Source organism: Vibrio bathopelagicus (genome assembly GCF_014879975.1).
GTDB lineage: Bacteria > Pseudomonadota > Gammaproteobacteria > Enterobacterales > Vibrionaceae > Vibrio > Vibrio bathopelagicus.
Genome location: NZ_CP062500.1, coordinates 1,236,146 through 1,259,962 on the forward strand (window position 1 = coordinate 1,236,146; position 23,817 = coordinate 1,259,962).

22 protein-coding genes and 1 pseudogene are annotated in these 23,817 nt (G+C 44.3%); 14 read left to right on the plus strand and 9 right to left on the minus strand.

Annotated features, from left to right (window positions below; all coding sequences use genetic code 11):
• The 7 genes from hisD (at position 1) to hisIE (ending at position 6,372) form a co-directional block, all read left to right on the plus strand.
• Positions 1-1,296, plus strand: a complete 1,296-nt coding sequence (gene hisD / locus IHV80_RS05605; protein ID WP_192890351.1) for a histidinol dehydrogenase — start codon at positions 1-3, stop codon at positions 1,294-1,296.
• A 9-nt stretch (positions 1,297-1,305) separates the two neighbouring features.
• Positions 1,306-2,346, plus strand: a complete 1,041-nt coding sequence (hisC, locus tag IHV80_RS05610; RefSeq protein WP_192890352.1) for a histidinol-phosphate transaminase — start codon at positions 1,306-1,308, stop codon at positions 2,344-2,346.
• 130 nt (positions 2,347-2,476) lie between these two features.
• Positions 2,477-3,565: a bifunctional histidinol-phosphatase/imidazoleglycerol-phosphate dehydratase HisB gene (gene hisB / locus IHV80_RS05615; RefSeq protein WP_192890353.1), complete on the plus strand. Its 1,089-nt coding sequence runs from the start codon at positions 2,477-2,479 to the stop codon at positions 3,563-3,565.
• Positions 3,566-3,574: 9 nt separating this feature from the next.
• Positions 3,575-4,189, plus strand: coding sequence for an imidazole glycerol phosphate synthase subunit HisH (gene hisH, locus IHV80_RS05620; RefSeq protein ID WP_017109918.1), 615 nt, complete (start codon positions 3,575-3,577; stop codon positions 4,187-4,189).
• A gap of 43 nt (positions 4,190-4,232) precedes the next feature.
• The gene (gene hisA, locus IHV80_RS05625; protein ID WP_102278365.1) at positions 4,233-4,970 is read left to right on the plus strand and encodes a 1-(5-phosphoribosyl)-5-[(5-phosphoribosylamino)methylideneamino]imidazole-4-carboxamide isomerase; all 738 of its coding nucleotides are present in this window, start codon (positions 4,233-4,235) and stop codon (positions 4,968-4,970) included.
• Positions 4,952-5,725 (plus strand): imidazole glycerol phosphate synthase subunit HisF, encoded by a 774-nt coding sequence (gene hisF / locus IHV80_RS05630; protein ID WP_192890354.1) that lies wholly within the window; start codon positions 4,952-4,954, stop codon positions 5,723-5,725. Before hisA ends, hisF begins: the two co-directional genes overlap by 19 nt.
• Entirely contained in the window at positions 5,722-6,372 is a 651-nt protein-coding gene (gene hisIE, locus IHV80_RS05635) for a bifunctional phosphoribosyl-AMP cyclohydrolase/phosphoribosyl-ATP diphosphatase HisIE (protein ID WP_192890355.1), read from the plus strand. Before hisF ends, hisIE begins: the two co-directional genes overlap by 4 nt.
• A gap of 183 nt (positions 6,373-6,555) precedes the next feature.
• Here hisIE and IHV80_RS05640 read toward each other — a convergent pair whose 3' ends face one another.
• The 4 genes from IHV80_RS05640 to IHV80_RS05655 all read right to left on the minus strand — a co-directional run bounded on the left by IHV80_RS05640 (position 6,556) and on the right by IHV80_RS05655 (position 9,850).
• Positions 6,556-7,080 carry a YchJ family protein gene (locus IHV80_RS05640; RefSeq protein ID WP_192890356.1) on the minus strand — a complete coding sequence of 175 codons (525 nt, stop codon included), beginning with the start codon at positions 7,078-7,080 and terminating at the stop codon, positions 6,556-6,558.
• Positions 7,081-7,197: 117 nt separating this feature from the next.
• Entirely contained in the window at positions 7,198-8,415 is a 1,218-nt protein-coding gene (locus tag IHV80_RS05645; protein WP_192890357.1) for an EAL and HDOD domain-containing protein, read from the minus strand.
• A 123-nt stretch (positions 8,416-8,538) separates the two neighbouring features.
• Entirely contained in the window at positions 8,539-9,273 is a 735-nt protein-coding gene (lpxH, locus tag IHV80_RS05650) for a UDP-2,3-diacylglucosamine diphosphatase (RefSeq protein WP_192890358.1), read from the minus strand.
• An 82-nt stretch (positions 9,274-9,355) separates the two neighbouring features.
• On the minus strand, positions 9,356-9,850 hold the full coding sequence (locus tag IHV80_RS05655; protein WP_004734582.1) for a peptidylprolyl isomerase: 495 nt from the start codon (positions 9,848-9,850) through the stop codon (positions 9,356-9,358).
• 190 nt (positions 9,851-10,040) lie between these two features.
• On the opposite strand from IHV80_RS05655, the gene cysS reads away from it, so the two are divergent.
• Together cysS and IHV80_RS05665 are read left to right on the plus strand one after the other, a co-directional pair.
• Positions 10,041-11,426, plus strand: coding sequence for a cysteine--tRNA ligase (gene cysS / locus IHV80_RS05660; RefSeq protein WP_192890359.1), 1,386 nt, complete (start codon positions 10,041-10,043; stop codon positions 11,424-11,426).
• 101 nt (positions 11,427-11,527) lie between these two features.
• Positions 11,528-12,106: a thymidine kinase gene (locus IHV80_RS05665; RefSeq protein ID WP_017109910.1), complete on the plus strand. Its 579-nt coding sequence runs from the start codon at positions 11,528-11,530 to the stop codon at positions 12,104-12,106.
• A 134-nt stretch (positions 12,107-12,240) separates the two neighbouring features.
• Here the strand turns inward: IHV80_RS05665 and IHV80_RS05670 are convergent, their stop codons facing one another.
• The 3 genes from IHV80_RS05670 to IHV80_RS05680 form a co-directional block, all read right to left on the minus strand.
• Positions 12,241-12,900 carry a YdcF family protein gene (locus IHV80_RS05670; protein WP_192890360.1) on the minus strand — a complete coding sequence of 220 codons (660 nt, stop codon included), beginning with the start codon at positions 12,898-12,900 and terminating at the stop codon, positions 12,241-12,243.
• Positions 12,893-13,747: an NAD(P)H-binding protein gene (locus IHV80_RS05675; protein ID WP_192890361.1), complete on the minus strand. Its 855-nt coding sequence runs from the start codon at positions 13,745-13,747 to the stop codon at positions 12,893-12,895. The genes IHV80_RS05670 and IHV80_RS05675 overlap by 8 nt, the downstream gene beginning before the upstream one ends.
• Before the next feature lie 114 nt (positions 13,748-13,861).
• Positions 13,862-14,092, minus strand: a complete 231-nt coding sequence (locus IHV80_RS05680; RefSeq protein ID WP_004734587.1) for a TIGR02647 family protein — start codon at positions 14,090-14,092, stop codon at positions 13,862-13,864.
• A 260-nt stretch (positions 14,093-14,352) separates the two neighbouring features.
• Here IHV80_RS05680 and IHV80_RS05685 point away from each other — a divergent pair.
• Positions 14,353-15,601, plus strand: a pseudogene (locus tag IHV80_RS05685) (ATPase).
• Between the two features lie 363 nt (positions 15,602-15,964).
• Complete coding sequence (gene focA, locus IHV80_RS05690) at positions 15,965-16,807, plus strand: formate transporter FocA (protein WP_192890362.1); 843 nt, start codon at positions 15,965-15,967, stop codon at positions 16,805-16,807.
• A 299-nt stretch (positions 16,808-17,106) separates the two neighbouring features.
• Here focA and IHV80_RS05695 read toward each other — a convergent pair whose 3' ends face one another.
• Complete coding sequence (locus IHV80_RS05695) at positions 17,107-17,901, minus strand: ABC transporter permease (RefSeq protein ID WP_192890363.1); 795 nt, start codon at positions 17,899-17,901, stop codon at positions 17,107-17,109.
• 438 nt (positions 17,902-18,339) lie between these two features.
• Between IHV80_RS05695 and torE the strand changes: the two genes are divergently transcribed.
• Genes torE through torA form a run of 3 tightly spaced genes read left to right on the plus strand, consistent with a single transcriptional unit; the run spans position 18,340 to position 22,240 of the window.
• Complete coding sequence (gene torE / locus IHV80_RS05700) at positions 18,340-18,522, plus strand: trimethylamine N-oxide reductase system protein TorE (protein ID WP_017630464.1); 183 nt, start codon at positions 18,340-18,342, stop codon at positions 18,520-18,522.
• A gap of 52 nt (positions 18,523-18,574) precedes the next feature.
• Complete coding sequence (gene torC / locus IHV80_RS05705) at positions 18,575-19,753, plus strand: pentaheme c-type cytochrome TorC (protein WP_192890364.1); 1,179 nt, start codon at positions 18,575-18,577, stop codon at positions 19,751-19,753.
• A gap of 24 nt (positions 19,754-19,777) precedes the next feature.
• Complete coding sequence (torA, locus tag IHV80_RS05710) at positions 19,778-22,240, plus strand: trimethylamine-N-oxide reductase TorA (protein ID WP_192890365.1); 2,463 nt, start codon at positions 19,778-19,780, stop codon at positions 22,238-22,240.
• Positions 22,241-22,594: 354 nt separating this feature from the next.
• On the opposite strand, the gene IHV80_RS05715 is transcribed toward torA, so the two are convergent.
• The gene (locus IHV80_RS05715; RefSeq protein ID WP_192890366.1) at positions 22,595-23,809 is read right to left on the minus strand and encodes a putative manganese transporter; all 1,215 of its coding nucleotides are present in this window, start codon (positions 23,807-23,809) and stop codon (positions 22,595-22,597) included.
• Between the last annotated feature and the right edge of the window lie 8 nt (positions 23,810-23,817).

Genomic DNA, 23,817 nt, shown 5'->3' on the forward strand with positions numbered 1-23,817 from the left:
ATGAGAACCGTTGTTTGGCAATCATTAAGTGAATCACAGCAAGACTCAGTATTAGAGCGCCCAGCGATTGCTGAAGGTGCGAATATCACAGCGACTGTGTCTGGTGTAATTGCAAAAGTAAGAAATGAAGGCGATGCAGCGCTCAAAGAACTGACCGAAAAGTTTGATGGTGTGACACCGGAATCGATTCGAGTACGTTCTGAAGAGATCGAAGAAGCCTGCGCGCGTTTGACACCAGAGATGAAGCAAGCGCTTGAGCAAGCTTATCGTAATATCGCTAAGTTCCACGAAGCTCAAAAACCTCAACCAATTAAGGTTGAAACTCAACCCGGTGTGGTTTGTGAGCAAGTGACTCGCGCTATTAATACGGTGGGTTTGTACATCCCTGGGGGCAGCGCTCCACTTCCATCAACGGTTCTTATGTTGGGTGTTCCTGCTCAGATTGCTGGTTGTCGTAAGGTTGTGCTTTGTTCGCCTCCGCCAATTGCCGATGAAATCTTGTATGTCGCTAAGCTTTGTAAAATCGATGAGGTCTACAATGTCGGCGGTGGTCAAGCGGTTGCTGCAATGGCTTACGGTACAGAGAGTGTTGCGAAGGTCGATAAAATCTTTGGTCCAGGTAACGCTTACGTAACCGAAGCTAAACGCCAAGTGAGTAACGATTTCCGCGGCGCGGCGATTGATATGCCTGCAGGCCCATCTGAAGTGTTGGTGATTGCTGATGAAACCGCAGACGCGGACTTCATTGCGGCAGACCTACTAAGCCAAGCAGAACACGGTCCTGATTCACAAGTGGTATTGGTAACACCATCTCCAATTGTGGCAGACCAAGTAACCGAAGCGGTACAAAAGCAGTTGAAAGAGCTGTCTCGCGCTACGATTGCTCAGCAAGCATTAGCATCAAGCCTAATTATCATTGCAGAATCGATCACTCAAGCAATTGCGATTTCGAACTTCTACGGACCTGAACACTTGATTGTTCAAACCAAGAACCCACGCGAACTTCTGCCATTACTAGATAATGCAGGTTCAATCTTCCTTGGTGACTGGTCTCCAGAGTCTGCGGGTGATTACGCTTCCGGTACAAACCACGTATTACCGACTTATGGCTATACCAAAACCTATTCAAGCCTAGGTTTGGCTGATTTTTCTAAGCGTATGACGGTACAAGAGTTAACGGCTGATGGCTTAAAAGGCCTAGCGCCAACAGTAGTAACAATGGCGGAAGCCGAAGGTTTGGATGCGCACAAACGTGCGGTGACTATCCGAATTGAAAAGTTAAATAAAGCGAAATAAGGGTAGAGCATGGAGAAGTTAGCAAGAAAACAAGTTCAGGCTCTTACACCTTACTTGTCTGCAAGACGCATTGGTGGCAGCGGAGATGTATGGTTGAATGCCAACGAATCTCCGTTTGATAACGAGTACAGCTTAAATCTGACTCGACTTAATCGTTACAGTGAGTGTCAGCCGAAAGAACTGATCGACGCTTACGCACAGTATGCAGGTGTTGCAGCAGAGCAGACGTTGACTACTCGTGGTGCTGACGAAGGTATCGAACTTTTAATTCGTGCGTTCTGTGAGCCAAATGAAGACGCGATTCTTTACTGCCCACCAACCTACGGTATGTACGCTATCAGTGCCGAGACGATTGGTGTTGAGCGTAAGGTTGTGCCTTTGACGTCTGAATGGCAATTGGATCTTCCTGCTATTGAAGCTCAACTCGATAATGTAAAAGTCGTCTTTGTTTGCAGCCCAAATAACCCAACCGGTAACTTGGTCAATCGTAAAGACATCATCAAGCTGCTTGAAATAACTCAAGATAAAGCGATTGTGGTGATGGACGAAGCATACATCGACTTCTGCCCTGAAGCATCAACGGTTGATTTACTGGCTCAGTATCCGAATCTAGCGATTCTTCGTACTCTCTCGAAAGCATTTGCATTGGCGGGTTTACGTTGCGGATTTACTTTAGCAAACCAAGAACTGATTGATGTGCTGTTGAAAGTGATAGCACCTTATCCAGTACCAGTACCTGTTGCTGACATTGCTGTTCAGGCGTTGTCAGAACACGGGTTAGCAAGAGCGAAATTTCAGGTTCTTGATTTGAGTGCCAACCGAGCTTATTTACAAGCGGGCCTTATGGGCATGCCTCAAATTACGGTATTCGATGGTTGGGGTAATTACCTTCTGGTTAAATTCCCTAACGGTGATGATTTATTCAAAGCAGCATGGGACAGCGGTATTATTTTACGTAATTCGCCTATTGAAGACTGTGTTCGCATTAGTATTGGTAACCGCGAAGAGTGCGAAAAGACACTTGGATTCATTCGTAACTTTTATCAGTAACGAATAGCTTATCAGTAATAACATTGGTCAGTCTTGAGTTGATTAATAACTGGCTGGAAAATGAAACCATTATTTGGGTTAGCGTTGATTTTAGCTAGGCCAGCAGATTTAAAATTAAAAGGAAGTTCAAGTGAGTAAACAACAGAAAATACTTTTTATAGACCGTGATGGCACCTTAATTGTTGAGCCGCCAGTCGACTTTCAAGTAGACCGTTTAGACAAACTAAAATTCGAACCGTTAGTGATTCCTAGCCTACTTGCACTGCAAGATGCTGGCTATCGCTTAGTGATGGTCACCAACCAAGATGGTCTAGGTACAGATAGCTACCCACAAGAAGAGTTCGATGCTCCACACAATATGATGATGGAGTTCTTTGAATCTCAGGGCGTTAAGTTTGATGATGTTCTAATCTGCCCTCACTTTGATGAAGACAACTGTTCTTGCCGTAAACCAAAGCTAGGTATGGTTAAAGAATACCTTCAAGGCGGTAAAGTCGACTTCCAAAAGTCAGTTGTGATTGGCGATCGAATGACGGATCTTCAACTTGCAGAGAACATGGCAATCCGTGGCATCCAATATGGACCGGATGCGCAAACGGAAGGCACACTCAACTGGCCACAGATCGTTAAAGATCTAACGGTTAATGCTCGTATTGCTGAAGTGGTTCGTACGACTAAAGAAACTGACATCAAAGTAGCGGTAAACCTTGATGAAACCGGTGGTAACAAGATCGATACTGGCATGGGGTTCTTCGATCACATGCTTGATCAAATTGCGACGCACGGTGGTTTCCAAATGAACCTGACCGTGAAGGGTGATCTACACATTGATGATCACCACACGGTAGAAGACACGGCGCTTGCGTTAGGCCAAGCTCTGAAAGATGCGCTAGGTGACAAACGTGGTATCGGTCGCTTTGGTTTCAGCCTACCAATGGATGAGTGTTTAGCTCAGTGTGCGCTAGACCTTTCTGGTCGCCCATACCTTAAGTTCGATGCTAAGTTCAGCCGTGAGCAAGTGGGTGACCTTTCGACTGAGATGGTGGTTCACTTCTTCCGTTCTCTAACTGATACGCTAGCTTGTACGTTACACCTTTCTTCTGCTGGCAATAATGATCACCACATCATTGAGAGCTTGTTTAAAGCGTTTGGTCGTACTCTTCGCCAAGCAATTAAAGTTGAAGGTAACGAGTTACCAAGCAGCAAAGGCGTCCTGTAAGGAATCGGTATGAAAGAGCAGAAAGTAGTCATCATTGATACCGGTTGTGCCAACGTTTCATCGGTGAAATTTGCGATTGAACGTTTGGGCTATGCGGTTGAGATTTCAAAAGAACCAGAAGTCGTCCTTGCTGCCGACAAGCTATTCCTACCCGGTGTAGGCACAGCGAGTGAGGCAATGAAGAACTTGCAAGAGCGTGACCTTGTCTCTCTTGTGAAGCAGGTAGAGAAGCCTCTGCTGGGTATTTGTTTAGGTATGCAACTGTTAGGTAAATTGTCTCAAGAGAAAGGCCAAAAGGCAGACGCGTTAGTTGAATGTTTAGGCTTGTGTGATGGTGAAGTTCGTTTGCTTGAAACGGGTGATTTACCGCTACCACATATGGGTTGGAACACAGTCACCGCGACACCTAATCACCCTCTATTCAAAGACATTGAAGAAGGCGAATACTTCTACTTTGTACACAGCTTCGCAATGCCTGTGGGTGACTACACAATCGCACAATGTGATTACGGTAATCCGTTTACAGCTGCAGTGCAAAGTGGCAACTATTATGGTGTTCAGTTCCACCCAGAGCGTTCGTCAAAAGCTGGCTCTAAGCTGATTCAGAACTTCTTGGAATTGTAGTAAGGATTAGGCAGCCGCTAACGTTGCCATATAAGGAATGTAAATGATTATTCCCGCATTAGATTTAATTGAAGGCCAAGTAGTTCGCTTATTCCAAGGGGATTACGGGCAAGTAACAGAATACAAAGTCGATCCAGCAGAGCAGTTTAACTTGTACCACCAAGCTGGCGCAGGTTGGCTTCACCTTGTTGACTTAACGGGTGCAAAAGACACAACTGCTCGTCAACTTGATCTCATTGCTAAGCTACTTGCTAGTACGCCTGCCAATATCCAAATTGGTGGCGGTGTTCGTAACGAGCAAGACGTGGTAGACCTACTTGAAGCAGGCGCGCAGCGCGTTGTAGTTGGTTCAACAGCGGTGAAACAACCTGAGCTTGTTAAAGGTTGGATGGAAAAATACGGGGCTGAAAAAATCGTGTTGGCTCTGGACATCAATATAGATGAAACCGGGACTCGTAAAGTCGCGATTTCAGGTTGGCAAGAAGATTCAGGTGTGACGATTGAAGCACTAATTGAAGACTACCTAACGGTTGGCCTGAAACATGTTCTGTGTACTGATATTTCACGTGACGGCACGTTAGAAGGGTCAAACGTAGAGCTCTATGTTGATCTTTGTAAGCAGTACCCACAGGTTCAATTCCAATCATCGGGTGGCATTGGCAGCTTAGCTGATATCGAAGCGCTTAAAGGTAGCGGCGTTGCTGGTGTGATTGTGGGTCGTGCGTTACTTGATGGCAAATTCACAGCAGAGGAGGCATTTGCATGTTGGCAAAGCGAATAATCCCTTGTTTGGATGTCCGTGATGGACAAGTGGTAAAGGGTGTTCAGTTCCGTAACCACGAAATTATTGGCGACATCGTTCCGCTAGCACAGCGCTATGCAGAAGAGGGCGCGGATGAATTAGTATTTTACGATATCACGGCATCAAGTGATGGTCGTGTTGTCGATAAGAGCTGGGTGAAACGTGTAGCGGAAGTGATTGATATCCCTTTCTGTGTAGCTGGTGGTATCAAATCGGCTGAAGATGCAGCACGTATTCTTGAGTTTGGTGCGGATAAAGTATCCATCAACTCACCTGCATTGGCTAACCCTCAATTGATCACTGACCTTGCTGATAAGTTCGGCGTGCAGTGTATCGTTGTCGGTATCGATTCATACTTCGATAAAGAATCGGGTAAATATCAGGTTTATCAATTCACTGGTGATGAAGCGCGTACTAAAGCAACCAAATGGGAGACCAAAGACTGGGTGCAAGAAGTACAAAAACGCGGCGCAGGTGAGATTGTGTTAAACATGATGAACCAAGATGGTGTTCGCAACGGCTATGATATCGAACAGTTAAACATGGTGCGTGAAGTGTGTAACGTGCCATTGATTGCCTCTGGTGGCGCTGGCGCGATGGAGCACTTTGCTGAAGCTTATAAAAAGACCAACGTGGACGGAGCATTAGCGGCTTCGGTATTCCACAAACAAGTCATCAATATTGGTGAACTTAAACAGTATTTAAAACAACAAGATGTAGAGGTGCGACTATGAGTTTTGAACCCGTAAGCTTATCAAAAACAGAAGTAGGCGCATTGTCAGAGCGTATTGATTGGAAAAAAGTGGATGGCTTAGTGCCAGCTATTGTTCAGGATTACCAATCTAGCCAAGTGTTGATGATGGGATACATGAACCCAGCAGCGCTTGAGAAAACCGGTGAAACTGGCCACGTGACGTTCTTCTCTCGTACTAAAGAGCGTCTTTGGACGAAAGGTGAAACCTCGGGCAACGTATTGCAACTGCAAAACATCGCCTTGGATTGTGACAATGATACCTTGCTGGTTAAGGTTAATCCCATTGGCCCAACGTGCCACACAGGCACAACAGCGTGCTGGGATGGAGACAAACAGCAAGAGTCTCAGATGGTGTGGCTTCATCAGCTTGAGCAGCTACTGGCTGCCCGCAAGGACGCAGACCCTGAGTCTTCTTATACTGCCAGTCTATATGCCCGCGGTACCAAGCGTATTTCGCAAAAAGTGGGCGAAGAAGGCGTTGAAGTCGCGCTTGCGGCGACGTCGGGCGATAAGGCGGAACTAGTGTGTGAATCGGCAGATTTGATTTATCACCTAATGGTATTATTGCAAGACCAAGGCCTATCGATGAACGATGTGGTGAACAAGCTAAAAGAGCGTCATAAGTAAGCCTCTTTAGATTAATAGAATCACGTAAAAGACAGGCAAAAGCCCCGTAAACAAATATGTTTACGGGGCTTTTTTTGCGTTCAATTCCAGAGTACATCTCTTCACCTTTAGGCCTCGCCATTCCGAGGAGCCTAAGCGACATCAGGAATCTCTTCTCTTAAGCTTACTTTCTAGGTGTTCGAGTTACCCGCAGCACTTTTTATATTTCTTGCCGCTGCCACAAATACATGGGTCGTTACGGCCGATCTTAAAGCTCTCAACGGTCTGATTTAAGCGAGGGTCAATCTCTGGCTCTGCTAACTCTTCTTGTCCGCTTTCTTGAGCGGGGAAAGTGCCATCAATATAGTACCAAAGACCATCTTCACGCACGAAACGCGAGCGCTCTTGCATGCAGTATTGTTCGCCGTCTTCATTGAAGTAAGCTTTAAACTCAACAAAGCCTTCGTTCTCTCGTGAACCTGCTTCAGTATTTATGACTTCTAAGCCCGCCCAATCACTATCTATGGATTCGGCAATACCTTCTCTCTGTGCTTCTGCATTACAACTCGGGTGGTAAGTAGCAACCACATAATCAACCAAACCAAGTACATGTGCAGAATAACGTGAGCGCATCAATTGCTCGGGTGTTTCAACTGCACTGTGGTTAAGGTGTGCTGATTCGCAACATTGTTGGTAAGTATTTTTGCTACCGCATGGGCATGAAGACATAGTCAAATCCTGTAAAAATGGCCTCTATTAAGAGGCCATAAATGAATGCGTGGAGTTTACCAAGAAACGATAGCTCACCAAAGCTTAGTTTCCATTGGGGCGGGTGTGTGAAGTGAACTATTTCAATGTCGGGGACAAGAGCTCTTGAGCCCAAGTCGTCGCTTCGTCATAAGCTTGCCCGAGTTCTGCTTCACTTAACTTGAGCAGTTTACGAATGCGTGTTGCTTCATCCCATCGAGCTTGCTCATAAGCGATAACCATCGCCAAGATTGCACCTAATACACCTTTACGTTGTATCAGAGCCTGTTTTATCTCTTCATCAATCGGTACAGAATCCAACACTTGTTTCAACGGTTGGTCAAACAGTGAATCGAGTAGCGAGAACATACCGGTCAAAAAGGCTTGTCCAGGTTCAACCTTCACATTCATCTTTTCGACTAACAGTTCACACTCACGTGCGCGTAACACCGCTAAGCCATAGAGTGAATCTGGCTTGTCTTCTTTCGCAGATGCAATCGCCACAAGTGAAACGAACTTGCGTAGCTTTTGCTCGCCAAGGAAAATAAGCGCTTGGCGGAATGAGCGGATGGTTGTTGCTGATCCGCCAGCGGAGTTCACATAGGCAAGTAACTTGTAAGACAGCGTTACGTCTAATGTAATCAGACGTTCTACTTCACCGAAGTCGATAGGGTCGTTAGCGATCTCTTTCAACAGCTGAACAATCGTCAAAAACGCAGGGTTGAGAGCGCGAGTTTGGATCATTTCCGGCTTACTAAAGAAATAACCTTGGAAGTAGGTGAAGCCTGCTTGGTTTGCTTCTTGATATTCATCGTAAGTTTCGACCTTTTCGGCGAGGAACTTAATGTCCAACCCTTTGAGAGAGTTCATGAACATCGAAGCTTTCGCGATTGAGATCAAACGGATATCAAACTTGATAATTGAAACGTACGGTAAGAAACGCTTCCACGCTTTGCTTGGTACAAAGTCATCCAATGCGATGGTATAACCCGCGTTATAGATGGTTTTGATTGCTTCAAGTAATTCGTCGGTTGGTTCGCAGTCTTCAAGAACCTCAACAACAAGGCTTTCTTTTGGAAATAGGGTAGGGACCAAGTTAATCAGGCTTGCATAAGGAAAGTTCACGAACCCCAGCTTATCACCCAACGTATTATAGTGAGTTGATAAAAAGTGGTCGGAAAGCAAACGGCTAGTAGCGAGCTCCGGCTCTACTTCAGGGAAAGTGTTCTTAGGACCATCCCTGAATAGCAACTCGTAACCTATGGTTTTCTTGCCTGTGTCGAGTATTGGTTGACGCGCTACGTATGAATATTTCAACTTGGTACTGTGTTCGGTTTATTTCTGATAGAGAGATAATAGCTAATTCAGTGAAAATTACCATACACAATCTAAGAAAGTCTGACCGACAATAATAATCAAAGTGAAAGTTTAAGACGGATGTTAAAAGCTATTGCTAAACTCTCGATTCTGTAGGTCAAAACTTTGCGGAGTGAACACCAGCACTGAACCTTGAGTATACCAATCACCCAATACGATACGGGTTTTAGTGCAATCATTTACATTAAACGTGTGGATATCAGGGCGATGAGTATGGCCGTGGATCATAAGATCGACATTGTTTCGCTCCATCACATCTTCGACTTCTTGTTGTGTCACATCCATGATGTCGAGAGATTTTGTCTGCTTGTCATCTTTGATATCAGATTGAACCTTCGAGACAATTTTCTTCTTGATGAAAAATGGAATTCTGTTGAAGACCCATTGCAGCCATGGTTGATGCACTTTTTCGCGGAAGGCGAGATATTTTACATCTTCGGTACACAGGGTATCACCATGTAACACGACTGCTTTTTGTCCGTAGATATCGATCGTTGATACTTCGTCTAGAAGTTGCACGCCCGTTTGCTTGGCAAATTTTTTGCCGACGAGGAAATCACGGTTACCTTGTGTGAAGTAACAAGGTACGCCTGTTTTCACTAAATCAATAAACGCTTGGCGAATAGAAGTCGCGAACTCACTTTTGTCGTCGTCACCAATCCAGAATTCGAAAAGGTCACCTAATACGTAGAGCGCATCTGCTTCTACCGCTTCGTTCTTCATGAAAGTAAGGAAGCAGTCGGTGATGTCTGGTCGTGACGGAGCAAGGTGCAGATCTGATATAAAATATGTTTTCATAGGTCTAAAAAAGGGAGCGATTCGCTCCCTATATCCTGATTTATCGGCTCATCTATAATTAATACTAATCGAAAGCGAGTAATTAAGCTTCGATTGTAGTACCAGTGATGATCACTTCTTCTAGAGGTACATCTTGGTGCATACCCATAGAGCCAGTGCTAACACCTTTGATCTTGTTTACGATGTCCATGCCTTCAACAACTTCTGCGAATACACAGTAGCCCCAACCGTCTAGGCTTTCGCTACGGAAGTTTAGGAAAGAGTTGTCGTTAACGTTGATGAAGAACTGAGAGCTCGCTGAATGCGGTTCCATAGTACGAGCCATTGCTAGTGTGCCCACTTTGTTCGCAAGGCCGTTGTTTGCTTCGTTCTTGATAGTCGCGCGAGTTGTTTTTTCTTTAAGGCCAGAAGTCATGCCGCCGCCTTGAACCATGAAACCATCGATAACACGGTGGAATAGCGTGTTGTCGTAAAAACCGTCACGGCAATACTGTAGGAAGTTTGCGCTTGTTTCTGGTGCTTTTTCTTCGTTAAGTTGAACTTTGATGTCACCAAAATTTGTGTGAAGGATGATCATGATTGTTACCTTACTGTCTTTTTAATATGAAGTTCGAATTCTAGCGCATGTTGGCGGACTTTCAAATCACCAAATCATTAACTTAACTCGGATGTTTGAGGTAATTACTGCTTTGGGGGATTACCTATTAAGGTATGACTTGTTATACTGCGAGCTTATTTTTGATTAATCCATAAAATAGATAGAGATCATGCTGAAGATATATAACACGCTCACAAGACAGAAAGAGGAATTCAAACCAATTACAGCTGGCAAAGTCGGTATGTATGTCTGTGGGGTAACCATATACGATCTCTGTCATATTGGTCATGGCCGTACGTTCGTTTCTTTCGACGTAGTAACTCGCTACCTTCGTTACCTTGGTTACGATCTGAACTTCGTTCGTAACATCACGGATATCGATGACAAAATCATCAAGCGTGCTAACGAAAACGGCGAATCTTGTGATTCGCTGACTGAGCGTCTTATCGGTGAAATGCACGCAGACTTCGATGCATTGAACATGAAGCGCCCAGATGTTGAGCCTCGCGCAACGGAATTCATCACTGAAATCATTGAGCTTGTTCAAAAGCTGATTGATCGTGGTTTTGCTTATGTTGCAAGCAACGGTGACGTAATGTTCGAAGTTAAGAAATTCGACGAATACGGTAAGCTTTCTAAGCAAGATCTTGACCAGCTTCAAGCTGGTGCTCGTGTTGATGTTGATTCTGCAAAACGTAGCCCGTTAGATTTCGTTCTTTGGAAGATGTCTAAGCCAGGTGAACCTACGTGGGAATCGCCATGGGGTCCAGGTCGTCCAGGTTGGCACATTGAATGTTCAGCAATGAACTCGTCTATCCTTGGTAACCATTTCGATATTCATGGCGGTGGTTCAGATCTACAGTTCCCGCACCACGAGAACGAAATTGCACAATCTTGCTGCGCACACGGCACCCAATATGTGAATACTTGGATGCACAGCGGCATGGTGATGGTAGACAGAGAAAAAATGTCTAAGTCACTAGGTAACTTCTTCACTATCCGCGACGTGCTCCAGCACTACGATGCAGAAACCGTGCGTTACTTCCTAATGTCTGGTCACTACCGTAGCCAACTGAACTACAGTGAAGATAACCTAAACCAAGCTCGTGCATCGTTAGAGCGTTTATACACATCACTTCGTGGCCTAGACCTAAAAGCAGCTCCGGCTGGTGGTCAAGAGTATGTAACTCGTTTCTCTACGGCAATGAACGATGATTTCAATACACCTGAAGCTTATTCAGTGCTGTTTGAAATGGCTCGTGAAATCAACCGTATCAAGACTGAAAGCATTGAAAAAGCAAGTGCTCTAGGTGCATTGATGCGTGAACTTGCCGACATCATCGGTATTCTTCATCAAGACCCAGAAGCTTTCCTTAAAGGTGATGCTGCTGGCAATGATGACGAAGTAGCAGAAATCGAAGGCCTTATTAAGCTACGTAATGACTCTCGTGCTTCGAAGGATTGGGCTAACGCTGACCTTGCACGTGATAAGCTAAATGAGTTGGGCATTGTTCTGGAAGATGGCCCAGAAGGCACGACTTGGCGTCGTAAGTAAATCTTATAAAAAGGGCTGATTTTCAGCCCTTTTTTCTAGCAAAAATTCTTTAATTTCACCTTTGCTTTTATCTTCAACTTTTAATTAACAGGAATATTTCTGTGGCTCAGATGTATTTTTATTACTCGGCAATGAATGCGGGTAAATCAACAACGCTTCTTCAATCTTCATTCAACTACCAAGAGCGCGGCATGACGCCAGTGATCTTTACGGCAGCATTAGATGACCGCTATGGTATTGGTAAAGTGAGCTCGCGAATTGGTCTTCAATCTGAAGCTCAATTGTTTAAAAGCGACACCAATATGTTTGACGCGATCCAAAAGCTCAATGAAGAAGAAAAGCGTCATTGTGTTTTGATCGATGAGTGTCAGTTCTTATCGAAAGAGCAGGTTTACCAGCTAACAGAAGTCGTGGATAAGCTGCACATCCCTGTACTTTGTTACGGTTTACGCACTGACTTCTTGGGTGAACTGTTTGAAGGTAGCCGTTACTTGTTATCTTGGGCGGACAAGTTAGTTGAGTTGAAAACGATTTGTCACTGTGGTCGTAAAGCGAATATGGTGATTCGTACTGACGAGCACGGTGTTGCGATTGCTGAAGGTGACCAAGTTGCTATTGGTGGTAATGACCAATATGTTTCAGCTTGCCGTTTGCACTACAAAGAAGCGTTAGGTAAATAAACGGCTCTTTGGTTGATTTTTCTTAAGCGAAAAAAGTCAAAATCAACAAGCTCAAGTAATAACTAAGAATAAGAAACGGTGGCCAAGTGCCACCGTTTTGTTTTCTGAAAAGGAGTATTACGTTACTTAAAGCTTTAGTCGAAACCCAGCTTCTTCAATGCTTGGTAGGCATGGTCAACGTCATCGGGGATTGGCATTTCAATCTGAAATCCTTGCGCAGGATAAGACTTGATTCGTTCGAAATCAGCAATTAGAGCACCCAAAACCATGTCTAGTGGTAACTCCTCATTAAAGTAATCAACCCAGTCTTGCCATTGTGAAGTGACTTGAATCTCGATAACTTCGTCAGGCCACTGCTTTGCAAACGTGGCGTAAGTACGTTTCTCCATAAAGGGTTTCTGTACTAAGGTCAGCCGTTTCGGTGATAGCCCGCGCTCAGCCAGCAATTTGTGGGTGAATCGTACATTCTCCCCAGTATTGGTTGCGTGTTTCTCAATGATAATGTCAGAGTCTGGCACGCCAGCGTCTCGTGCAATAGCCGCGAATGTTTCGGCTTCTGAACGTTCAAAGCTCCCTTCTGTAAAGCGTCCCACACCACCAGAAAAGACAATGTAAGGCGCCACACCTTGGTGATAGAGCTCGGCTGCGTATTCAGCAACGCGAGTATCATTACTACACAACACAAATATACAGTCTGAAGGTGAAACCTTGTGACCCATCGACATGAAGTTCCAAAGGGTGTCGACCGAGCGATGCAGCTTGGCCCTTGAGTTATTTACAGATTGCTTAGTCATAAAGCGCGTCCAATGTGGAATCGAATTTAAACGAGTAACCTAAACCGAGGATCTTTTTAGAAGAGATCAGCTTGTCTGGGGTGTCGACAATAGGAGGGAGTGGCTCACTGCTATTGGCACTTTTTAGCGCTGCTGCGTAGAACTCCGCCTTGCTCACTGTATTTGGTGTGGTGACATTTACGACTTCATTGTGCAGTTGATTGATTGCGAAATCGACCGCACCAATCGCGTCATCAAGGTGAAGCATGTTGGCTGGCGCTTGAGAGCTGACCTGTTTTAGCTTGCTTGCGAATCGGGATGGGTGACGACTAGGGCCGATTAACCCACTGAAGCGAAGAATGGTGTAATCGATACCGGAATCCATCACCAATTGTTCAGCTTGCAGCATGACACGGGCATTGTCCGAAAATGCAGATGCTTGGTCGCTTGATGAAGTTGAAAGAGTGAGTGAGGCGTCTTGCTCGTACAGAACTCCGGGCTTGGTTGGGTATACCGTCGTCGAACTGACCATAATGAGCTTTTTCACATTTGCCCTCTGGCAAGCATTGGTCAGTTGTTGCCAATAGTCGGCGTACTCGACACCAGAGCCTTTTCTAAAGCCGGGAGGAAAGCTACCAATAACTATCTCAGTGTTGTTTTCCAATAGGAGTGAGTAGAGTTGGCCAATAGAGCGTTCAGGTTGTATTGCATCAAAACTGAACACTTCACAGGGAATACGTTCGTTGCCAATCGCATCAGCGCCTACTTGGGTGGTCTTCGTCACCACGACTTGGTTACCATGTTTGACAAGATGTTCAGATAAGGGCGCACCAACCCAGCCTGCACCAACAATAAATATAGAAGCCATGTGTTCCTCACAACTGCAAGTTATGGATTGATAGTAAGCCTAACAAACCTTGGCCCAAAAATGAAAAAACTCCACGGCCGAGGCGAGTGGAGTCTTTACTAGAACAGTGGAGCTTTAGTTTAGTACGCGAAGTAGTTTGTCTGCGCGCTCTGCCATCTGTATACCTTCATCTGTTAGGTAACCGCCGTCTGGCTGAGTACAAAGGTTCTTTTCGAATAGGCGCTTAACAGCGTCTTGAGTTTCTTGAGCTGCCTCTTGATGAACTTTAATTCCAGTAGCGGCGCTACTTACATCAAATTGAAGAAGGAGGTTTAAATCAGCAATGTTTTCAGCGTTGTACTTCATAATTAACCTATATATTCATAACGTTCTCTACCTTCACCTTAGTGCGCATTCACAACTCAGGCAATAGCAAATAAAGAGAATTGATAAGTGATACCAAATTGAATGATTAATCAGCGCATGAGCGGTTGTTTTTTGTTTAATTGGGCGAATTTCACACGCTTCATTAATGAATGATGTTTATTGCTAAGTGGTTGTAATATATTGTGAGACTAGAAATATAATGCATCGAGCAAATATTGTTTAAAAAAGGAAATGCATCAGTGAGAGCTAACAAAGTAGCATTAATGATCAGTATGCTATTTGCAATTGCAGGGTGTCAGAGCACTCCCTCTGAACAGACAGAAGCGAACCAAAGCACGAATGGCAGTGAGTCTTCATCAAATGCCCGCACGTTTGATTCTGTGCAAGGTGTTCATCTCGAATGGGAAAGTAAGCTTGAAAACCATGTTAAATTGTCTCTTTATGCGCCAGAAAATTACAATGAACTATTAGATGCTTGGGATGATGCGGAAAGCATTTATGCCGATTTACTGAAAGACGAAACTCGACTAACGAAAAGCTATTCAATTTTTTCTAGCCTAACGTACGCCGAAGCTTTTGATGAAAAAATCGCTTTGGTTAAATCAAACTATGATTCGATTCTAGTATTAAAGCAAAAGGCCGATAGAGTATTAGCGGATTCGATCGTTCAGATGGATTATCTGAAATACCTCGGTGCCGATACGATGTTCGCGTCTAGCTATAAGAGGCTTTACGCTGAATACAGTGAGTTATTTGAATACGTATTGGTTGATGAACTTGAAGATGCTCAGGAAGCACAGGTTGAGTTTCTTGACCACGCACGCTCCTTAGAAGTCAAAGTCGCGCATAAGAAATATATTGAACCGTTAAAGAACGAATTAGAGTTCTTAGAGGACGAAGACTTTGATGATGTGGTGCCGCTTACTTTTGCTAAGGCCAGTTCTCAAATTGCGTTGGCGGAAAATCAAGTTAAGGCGAGTCCACGTGCGCAGTATCGCGCATGAAGTCAAGTTGCTTGCTAATGTGAAGGGTGATCGATTTGAGCAATCGGTATTGAATGCCGAGAACCAGTTTTTGAGTATTTCTCAGATCCTGAATGATCAAGACTACCGTGATGTGGTTTTGCGTCTTCAAGCTCAGAAGATCGTCGAGAGTATTAAAACGCTTAAAAGCTCTGATATGACCACGCAACTGAAATCTGAGGTCGAAGCACTTTCAGAACAACTTGCTAATTTAGAACTCGAAAATCAGAAACAAGCCCAACAGCTTGCTGAGACAAACAAGCATAATGAGTTTTTGGTTGAGCAGGTTACTAAGAGTGATGCACACATAAAGAGCTTGGAAGAGCTGGTGGACAGTTTGAAAAGCTTAGGCGGTAAAGTTGCCACTGACAGTCGCTCTGACGTGACACCGACTAACGTTGAATCTAACCTTGAAGACGCCGCTTTAGAGCAATCATCAGAACAAGTGATTGAACCTTCGGTTTAGCATAACTAATTCCTTTATTTGTGATTGACTTAAAAGCGCCTTAGGGCGCTTTTTTACGTTCTGTTGATCTATGTCAAAATCTTGAGATAAAAGGGACTAGATAGTAAGTATAGTGTACGTCATCCCTTTTGTTTTAACGTAACTTGTTGATATTTATAGATGTGTTGTTTTTATTGTTGATAAGTTTTCATTCATCAGAGTTTTCTTTTTACTACTAAAGTCGTATGAATTTTCAATATCGTTGAAGGTTTGGTGTTTTCTCGGTTGTTGAAGGTTATTTGAGCGCAAAATAGCTCTTGAATTAAGAAATGAAAGAGAGGATTATCGCGCTCCCCAACGACATGTTTCAAAATGTAAATCATCATGAATCTAAACCAATTTGACTCATTATTACCGCCACAAATGGCTGAGCGCGCTGCTGATATTGGCGTAGGTAAAGCAACCAAAGATCCAATTAAATCCTTTCTTCTCGCGATTTCAGCGGGCATACATATCGGCATTGCGTTTGTGTTTTACACCATCGTGACGACCGGTGCTGGTGATTTACCGTGGGGCATTACTCGCTTGCTCGGTGGTTTGGCATTTAGCTTAGGCTTGATCCTTGTGGTCGTTACTGGCGGCGAGCTATTTACTAGCTCTGTTTTAACGTTAGTGGCAAGAGCAAGCGGTAAGATCACTTGGGTGACCTTGATTAAAAACTGGGCGACGGTTTATGTAGGTAACCTTATTGGTGCTTTATTGCTGGTTGCGTGTATGCTCGCGACTAAACAATACATGTTTGACAATGGCCAAGTCGGCCTCAATGCAATGGCTATCTCTCAGCACAAGATGCATCACGACTTTATTCAAGCGATCGCGCTCGGCATCATGTGTAACGTGTTGGTGTGTATTGCGGTGTGGATGACATTCAGTGGGCGTACCCTAACGGATAAAATCGCGGTTATGATTTTACCTGTAGCGATGTTCGTATCGGCTGGTTTTGAGCACTGTATTGCGAATATGTTCCAAGTACCACTCGCTATTGGCATCAAAACATTTGCTCCTGCTGAATTCTGGACAATGACGGGTGCTAACCCTGCCGACTATATTGACCTAAACATGATGGATTTCTTAACGAACAACCTATTGCCTGTGACTTTAGGCAATATCATTGGCGGCGGTATCTTTGTTGGCATGTGGTATTGGCTGATTTACTTACGAGATTAAGCATAAATCGGTCATCGTATCGATGTGAAGTATTACTTTTTAGAGACGGCCTGCATTGCAGGCCGTTTTTTATTGTGGAAAACCTTTTAGTTTCTCTTTTAAATAATCATCTAAACACTCAGTAGCAGGATCGAATTGGACAGCATAGGCCTTTGAAATTAAGTAAGGATCAATGTAAATGATCCTTAGTCGAGTCAAAGTGACTAAAAAAGGATCGATACTGTTTTGGTTATCCACAGTTTCTGTGGATAACCTGTCTCAAAGTCAGTGTGTAACCAGATCGTAAAGGAGGGAAGAGGTTAGTTTGTGGGTTTAATTCGTGCGAGGACTCGGCCTTCTTTCGTCAGAGATGTCTTTAAAGAGAGGTGAAGGGCTAGCGCCAATGAACTGCTCATCATCACGAAAATAGCCAACATGATCATCAGTTGATACTTAATTGCGATCATTGGTGAGGCTCCCCCTAGAATTTGTCCTGTCATCATCCCAGGAAGTGTCACTAAGCCCGTCGTTGCCATGGAAGCCATGATAGGAGACATCGCCTTCTGTATCGCATTACGTACAAAAGGCGCTGCTGCGTAGGCTGGAGAAGCACCTAAAGCGATAGCAGCTTCGTACTCGGATTTTTGTGTTTCAAAAGCACCGAATAAGTTTTGTAGAGCCACTATATTACTGCTCAAGCTGTTCCCTAATAGCATCCCTGCAATAGGGATTAAGTACTGAGCATTGAAGAATGGGGTAGGTTTGATAATAAAGAAGCAAATAAATAGGACGATGGGTACGCAAGTTACCGCAAGGCTGAATGCCACAGGTGCTAATAGCAGTTGTTTCGGAAGCTTTGATTTTTCAACAATCGAGCTTGCACCTACCACAATCATAGCGAATAACCATAATAAATTGATCCATAAGCTATTCAAAGTAAACAGGTATTCGAGATAAAGGCCAACCAAGAATAGCTGCACCACCATACGAACGATACTAATAGAGGCTTCTTTGCCTAGGCCGAGTTTGAGCTTGTGGTTGATGGCGATGGGCAGTATGAGAAGTGAGCTAAATAACAGCAATTGCCACCAAGATATATCAATAACGTCTTGCATAGTGCTTCCTTTTAAGTAGGCCTCCATCATATCTGAAAGTGCCAAATGATGCATTTCAGCTTCATACCTGTCGATTTCAAAAATGGCTCAATTTATTAACAATCAAAGTACAAAATATTGGTTGTTTGAGGCTTTTTTAGCTACTACTTAGTAGGTAAAACGTTAAAATTAGTTACAATGTAGTTGCGTAAATGTTGGCTTTTAACATTTGTGAAATATACTTAATTCTTCACATTTGTTAATACTTTTTAATAACTTTGTTTAACTGAAAACAACTTTGGATGAGCTCAAAAAAGTATTGATTAGCAAGGGTTATAACGGGAGATTTGATTGAACCCTACTTTGTGTATGGTCTAAAATTCATCGTTAGATACTCAAGAACTTTAGCCCCTTAGAATGGGTTACTCGAAATTACTAAATACAAAATAGGCAAAATGTATGAGTGATGTTAAGAAAATTGAAACTGGCGAAAAACGCTCGTTGGAGTGGAAGTCATTCCTCTTCATTGCGGTGGTTCTCTTTCCAATATTAAGTGTGGCTTTTGTAGGAGGCTACGGCTTTCTAGTTTGGGCTCTGCAAGTGTTTGTATTCGGACCTCCAGGTGCACACGGCGGCATGTAATGCCCTCTTGCTATCACATTTTTATTAGAACTAATTTTTAAGAGAGCTAAACATGAAATCATTTTTAGTTAAATTATGGCGCACAATGACTCGCCCAGCAGTACACATTAGTCTTGGTGTACTAACCATGGGTGGCTTTATCGCCGGTGTTATTTTCTGGGGTGGTTTTAACACTGCGTTAGAACATACAAATACAGAAGAGTTCTGTGTAAGCTGTCACACCATGCGTGACAATGTTTACGTAGAACTACAAGAAACGGTTCACTGGAAAAATACATCTGGTGTACGCGCAACTTGTCCTGACTGTCACGTTCCACATGAATGGACAGCAAAAATTGCTCGTAAGATGCAAGCATCTAAAGAAGTATTCGCTCAAGTATTTGGTGACCTAGACACACCAGAGAAATTTGAAGCTCGTCGTATCGAACTGGCTAAACACGAATGGGATCGTTTCTCTTCGAACAAATCTCTTGAATGTAAAAACTGCCACAACTACGACTCGATGGATTTCGAGAACATGCGCCCAACAGCGCGTATCCAAATGAAGAACGCGGCAGAGCGTGATCAAAGCTGTGTTGACTGTCATAAAGGTATTGCTCATAACTTACCTCTAGATATGGCATCTGCGAGCGGTATTGTTGGTGAGCTAGAAAATGTTGCGGGCAGCACGTCTTACGCATCAGGAAGCAATGTTATTTCAATCCGTCACCTACCTATGTACACGGATGAAACAGCAGAAGTTGAAGCGGGTCTATTAAGCCCTGCAAGCCAAGTTGCCGTGATCGAAGAAAAAGGCGACATGATCAAGATTCAAATCGACGGTTGGCGTAAAGCGAAGGGCTTCGGACGTGTAATCCAAGAAGACTTCGGTATGAACATCTCAACGGCAATCTTGACGAAAGAAGTTTCTCAAAGTGACGTAATCATTGTTGGTGAGAAGAAAGAAGATGAGCTAACGGGCCTTCCGTGGGAAAAAGTTGACCTAGCACTTTGGATGAAGAAAGAGTCTATGGTTGATAACTTCGATCCAATTTGGAGCGCAGCAGGTCAGGCTTACCAGTCAAACTGTTCTACTTGTCACTCACAACCAGATGAAGGTCACTTCAGCGCTAACGGTTGGGTAGGCATGCTAGATGGTATGATCGCATTCGTGAACTTTGATACAGATACAGAAGCATTGGTTCTTAAGTATCTACAGAAGCACTCATCAGATTTTTCTGAAGGCCACTAATAAGACGTCAATTGGAGTAACACAATGGCAATTACAAGAAGAAGTTTTCTGAAAGGTGTCGCTACAACAAGTGCGGCATCGGTTATCGGTCCTAGCTTATTGGCGTCAGCATCGGCTTCAGCTGCAGAAACTGATGGTACGTGGAAAGTCTCTGGTTCTCACTGGGGTGCATTCCGAGCTCGCGTTTATGCGGGTAAAGTACAAGAAATTAAGCCTCTAGAAATCGATCAACATCCAACAGAGATGTTGAAAGGTATCAAAGGCATTATCTACAGCCCATCACGTGTGCGTTACCCTATGGTTCGCCTAGATTGGTTGAAGAAGCATAAATACAGCGCAGACACGCGTGGTAACAACCGTTTTGTTCGTGTGACTTGGGACGAGGCATTAGATCTTGTTTACCGCGAACTAGAACGTGTACAGAAAGATTACGGTCCATGGGCGCTTCACACTGGTCAAACAGGTTGGAGACAAACAGGTCAGTTCCACAGCTGTACTAACCACATGCAACGCGCAATGGCACTTCACGGTTACTCTGTGAAGAAAATCGGTGACTACTCGACAGGTGCTGGTCAAACGATCATGCCTTACGTGCTAGGTTCTACTGAAGTATATGCTCAAGGTACATCTTGGGAACTTATCTTAGAAAACAGTGACAACATTGTTCTTTGGGGTAACGATCCAGTGAAGAACCTGCAAGTAGGTTGGACATGTGAGACTCACGAATCATTCGCATACCTAGAGCAGTTGAAAGAGAAAGTTGCTAAGAAAGAGATCAACGTCGTTTCTGTTGACCCTGTTAAGAACAAAACAGGCCGTTACCTAGAGAACGAGCAAATGTACATCAACCCACAAACAGATGTGGCGTTCATGCTGGGTGTTGCTCATGTTCTTTACAACGAAGGCCTATACGACAAGAAGTTCATTGAAACTTACTGTCTAGGCTTTGAAGACTTCATCAAGTACGTTCAAGGTGAAACGAAAGATAAAGTTGAGAAAACACCTGAGTGGGCATCAGCTATCTGTGGCGCAAGCGCGAACTCTATCCGTGACTTCGCTAAGATGCTAGTTAACGGTCGTACACAGATTCTTGTTGGTTGGAGTATCCAGCGCCAAGAACACGGTGAGCAGCCTTACTGGATGTGTGCAGTTATCGCAGCAATGGTTGGCCAAATTGGTCTTCCGGGCGGTGGTATCTCTTACGGTCACCACTACTCAGGTATCGGTGTATCTTCGACAGGTTTCGCTGCTCCGGGTTCTTTCCCGCTGAACATCGACCAAGGTCAATCACCTAAGTACACCAACACAGACTACAACGGCTACAGCCGTGTAATCCCAGTAGCTCGTTGGGTAGATAGCCTGCTTGAACCTGGTAAGAAGATCAAAGCGAACGGTTCTACGGTAACGCTGCCAGACATTAAGATGATGGTCTTCAGTGGTAACAACCCGTGGCACCACCACCAAGATCGCAACAAGATGCGTAAAGCATTCAAGAGCCTACAAACTGTAGTTGCTGTTGATTTCGCTTGGACTGCAACTTGTCGTCACTCTGATATCGTACTTCCAGCTTGTACTCAGTGGGAACGTAATGATATCGATGGTTACGGTGCGTACTCTGGCCGTGGTTTGATCGCAATGCACAAGCTAGTTGATCCTCTGTTCCAGTCTAAGACTGATTTCGAGATCATGTCTAGCCTAACTAAGCGTTGGGGTCGTTACGACGATTACACACGTGGTATGGACGAAATGCAGTGGGTTAAATCTCTGTATGATGATTGCCGCGCTTCGAATGAAGGCACGATTGAAATGCCTGAGTTTGCTGAATTCTGGGAGAAAGGTTTCCTAGACTTCGGTAAAGGTAAGCCTTGGACTCGTCACGCTTCATTCCGTGAAGATCCAGAGATCAACGCACTAGGTACGCCTTCTGGTTTCATAGAAATCACAAGCCGCACTGTTGGCAACATGGGTTATGAGCACTGTCAAGAACACCCAATGTGGTTCGAGAAATCTGAACGTTCACATGGTGGTCCAGGCTCTGACAAACACCCGTACTGGCTACAATCTTGTCACCCAGACAAGCGCCTTCACTCTCAGATGTGTGAATCTGAAGAGTGGCGTGCGACTTACGCGGTACAAGGCCGTGAGCCAATCTACATCAACCCAGTAGATGCTAAGAAGAAAGGCATCAAAGACGGCGATGTAGTACGTGTGTTCAACGACCGTGGTCAACTACTAGCAGGTGCTGTTCTTATGGATAGCTACGCGCCTGGTGTTGTTCGTATCGAAGAAGGTGCTTGGTACGGCCCGATCAACGAGAAAGTAGGTGCGCTAGATACATACGGCGATCCAAACACACTGACTCAGGACATCGGTACGTCTGAACTGGCTCAAGCGACGTCAGCAAACACTTGTTTGGTTGATTTCGAGAAGTTCCAAGGCAAACTGCCTCCAGTCACTTCATTCGGTGGTCCAATCGAAGTTTCTTAAGTCTGGTACATAAGAAACAAGATTAAAGCTTGAATTAAAGCCCCTGTAAGCACTCTTATAGGGGCTTTTTGTTTTTCTGTTGTCTGTATTGGGATTTGTACTTAAGCATTGTGGCAACGCTTATGGATACTTATTTGAGAAGGACTATAACGTGCTGCTACTGAAGCAATTGAGCCGAGAGGGTAAGTCAAAAGAATCTCTTGTGAGAAACTTAGGTTACTGGAAACAAAAAGGCCGATACAAAGTACCGACCTAATAGAAACCTATGGAGTTAAGCGTAAACCTTGAAGATAAACCTGAGCCTTGAATAAAAGCTTAAGCCTCGGAGATAAATTCTAAGCCTTGAACGTAAATCTACAGCTCGAACATAAACCAATACCCGTACGCACAGATTAAAGCGGGTACACTTGAATATAAGGTCGCGACAAGCGCTGCTTTAGGCGCCATTGCAATCGCTGGGAATAGTGCATCGCCGTCGTTAGAAATTGCGTTACCGACTTGAGCAGAAAGTGGTAGTGCTCCTGAAAGATAAAGACTAGTAACCAATAACTGAGGCCCACAGCCTGGCAATAGCCCCATCAGCACCCCGGCCAGGGGGAGCATCATGCCCCAACTTGAGAATAGCGTCGCAAAATCCACATTTGCTATCACAGAGCCAAATTCAAAGAAAAGAAAGGCAACCACAACCCACGCTGTCACGAAGTTAGTATCTTGAGCCGTTTTTTGTAATGGGTGAGAGCCTACACATTTCTCATCTTCACTTACGGCCGATTTATAATCTTTAATTTCACGAGTCAACCCCCACAAAAACATCGAGCTAATCAGCAATATAGTGCCTGTCCACTCCATCGACATTTCAGGTAACGCAAGCAACTCGTTGACATCCACTTGAAAAGAACCAAGTAGGGCAACTACTGCACCCGGAATAATGAGCACAGACCATAAATAACCTTGCAGGTTGATCGCTTTTTTAGACACCGTTTCTTTGTCATGAGATTGTGATGAGCAGCTACGCGCTACTTCATTTTTCTCTGTCTGTTTTGGACGTAAGAAATCATCAGCGTGAAAGAGGTTGATGATGCGACCGGACGCAGTGCCGACAATTACGCCCATTGCCATCATGGCTAAGCCTGTTTTTGGTTCGCTCGCAATCAACAAGAAGGCTGCGTCACCCATGGTGGAAACCAGCACAGCAACGACGGCTCCAAATCCCAACTTCCCAGAAATAAATTGCGTGGTAACGACTATCGCACCACCACAACCAGGGAGTGCTCCCATGAATGCAGCAAACACTACTTGGTTAGATCGTGATTGATGTACGAGTTTGTTGAAGACGTTGTCTTTGTTGATGTACAAGCTTAACCCGTGGTAAATGGCTAAGGTTAAAGCGACATAACAAGAGACTGCCCAGAATGCGTCTGATAACGTGGTGACAGTCAATTCTCGCGTAGCAGGAGCCGAAACTAAGGCTGCAAGTGAGATAGGTAAAAGCAGGCGCTTAAAAGACAGTGAAAACTGAGTTGTTTTCGCAGCGCTACTGCTTGGCAAAAAAGAGATTAGTCGATCCATAGATGTTA

Coding starts and splice junctions, on each gene's coding strand:
- cysS (WP_192890359.1), top strand. CDS start 10,041: ATGCTGAAGATATATAACACGCTCACAAGACAGAAAGAGGAATTCAAA.
- IHV80_RS05675 (WP_192890361.1), bottom strand. CDS start 13,747: ATGGCTTCTATATTTATTGTTGGTGCAGGCTGGGTTGGTGCGCCCTTA.
- hisF (WP_192890354.1), top strand. CDS start 4,952: ATGTTGGCAAAGCGAATAATCCCTTGTTTGGATGTCCGTGATGGACAA.
- IHV80_RS05715 (WP_192890366.1), bottom strand. CDS start 23,809: ATGGATCGACTAATCTCTTTTTTGCCAAGCAGTAGCGCTGCGAAAACA.
- torC (WP_192890364.1), top strand. CDS start 18,575: ATGAAATCATTTTTAGTTAAATTATGGCGCACAATGACTCGCCCAGCA.
- torA (WP_192890365.1), top strand. CDS start 19,778: ATGGCAATTACAAGAAGAAGTTTTCTGAAAGGTGTCGCTACAACAAGT.
- IHV80_RS05655 (WP_004734582.1), bottom strand. CDS start 9,850: ATGATCATCCTTCACACAAATTTTGGTGACATCAAAGTTCAACTTAAC.
- IHV80_RS05680 (WP_004734587.1), bottom strand. CDS start 14,092: ATGAAGTACAACGCTGAAAACATTGCTGATTTAAACCTCCTTCTTCAA.
- hisD (WP_192890351.1), top strand. CDS start 1: ATGAGAACCGTTGTTTGGCAATCATTAAGTGAATCACAGCAAGACTCA.
- torE (WP_017630464.1), top strand. CDS start 18,340: ATGAGTGATGTTAAGAAAATTGAAACTGGCGAAAAACGCTCGTTGGAG.
- IHV80_RS05695 (WP_192890363.1), bottom strand. CDS start 17,901: ATGCAAGACGTTATTGATATATCTTGGTGGCAATTGCTGTTATTTAGC.
- hisH (WP_017109918.1), top strand. CDS start 3,575: ATGAAAGAGCAGAAAGTAGTCATCATTGATACCGGTTGTGCCAACGTT.
- IHV80_RS05670 (WP_192890360.1), bottom strand. CDS start 12,900: ATGACTAAGCAATCTGTAAATAACTCAAGGGCCAAGCTGCATCGCTCG.
- hisIE (WP_192890355.1), top strand. CDS start 5,722: ATGAGTTTTGAACCCGTAAGCTTATCAAAAACAGAAGTAGGCGCATTG.
- lpxH (WP_192890358.1), bottom strand. CDS start 9,273: ATGAAAACATATTTTATATCAGATCTGCACCTTGCTCCGTCACGACCA.
- hisC (WP_192890352.1), top strand. CDS start 1,306: ATGGAGAAGTTAGCAAGAAAACAAGTTCAGGCTCTTACACCTTACTTG.
- hisA (WP_102278365.1), top strand. CDS start 4,233: ATGATTATTCCCGCATTAGATTTAATTGAAGGCCAAGTAGTTCGCTTA.
- focA (WP_192890362.1), top strand. CDS start 15,965: ATGAATCTAAACCAATTTGACTCATTATTACCGCCACAAATGGCTGAG.
- IHV80_RS05640 (WP_192890356.1), bottom strand. CDS start 7,080: ATGTCTTCATGCCCATGCGGTAGCAAAAATACTTACCAACAATGTTGC.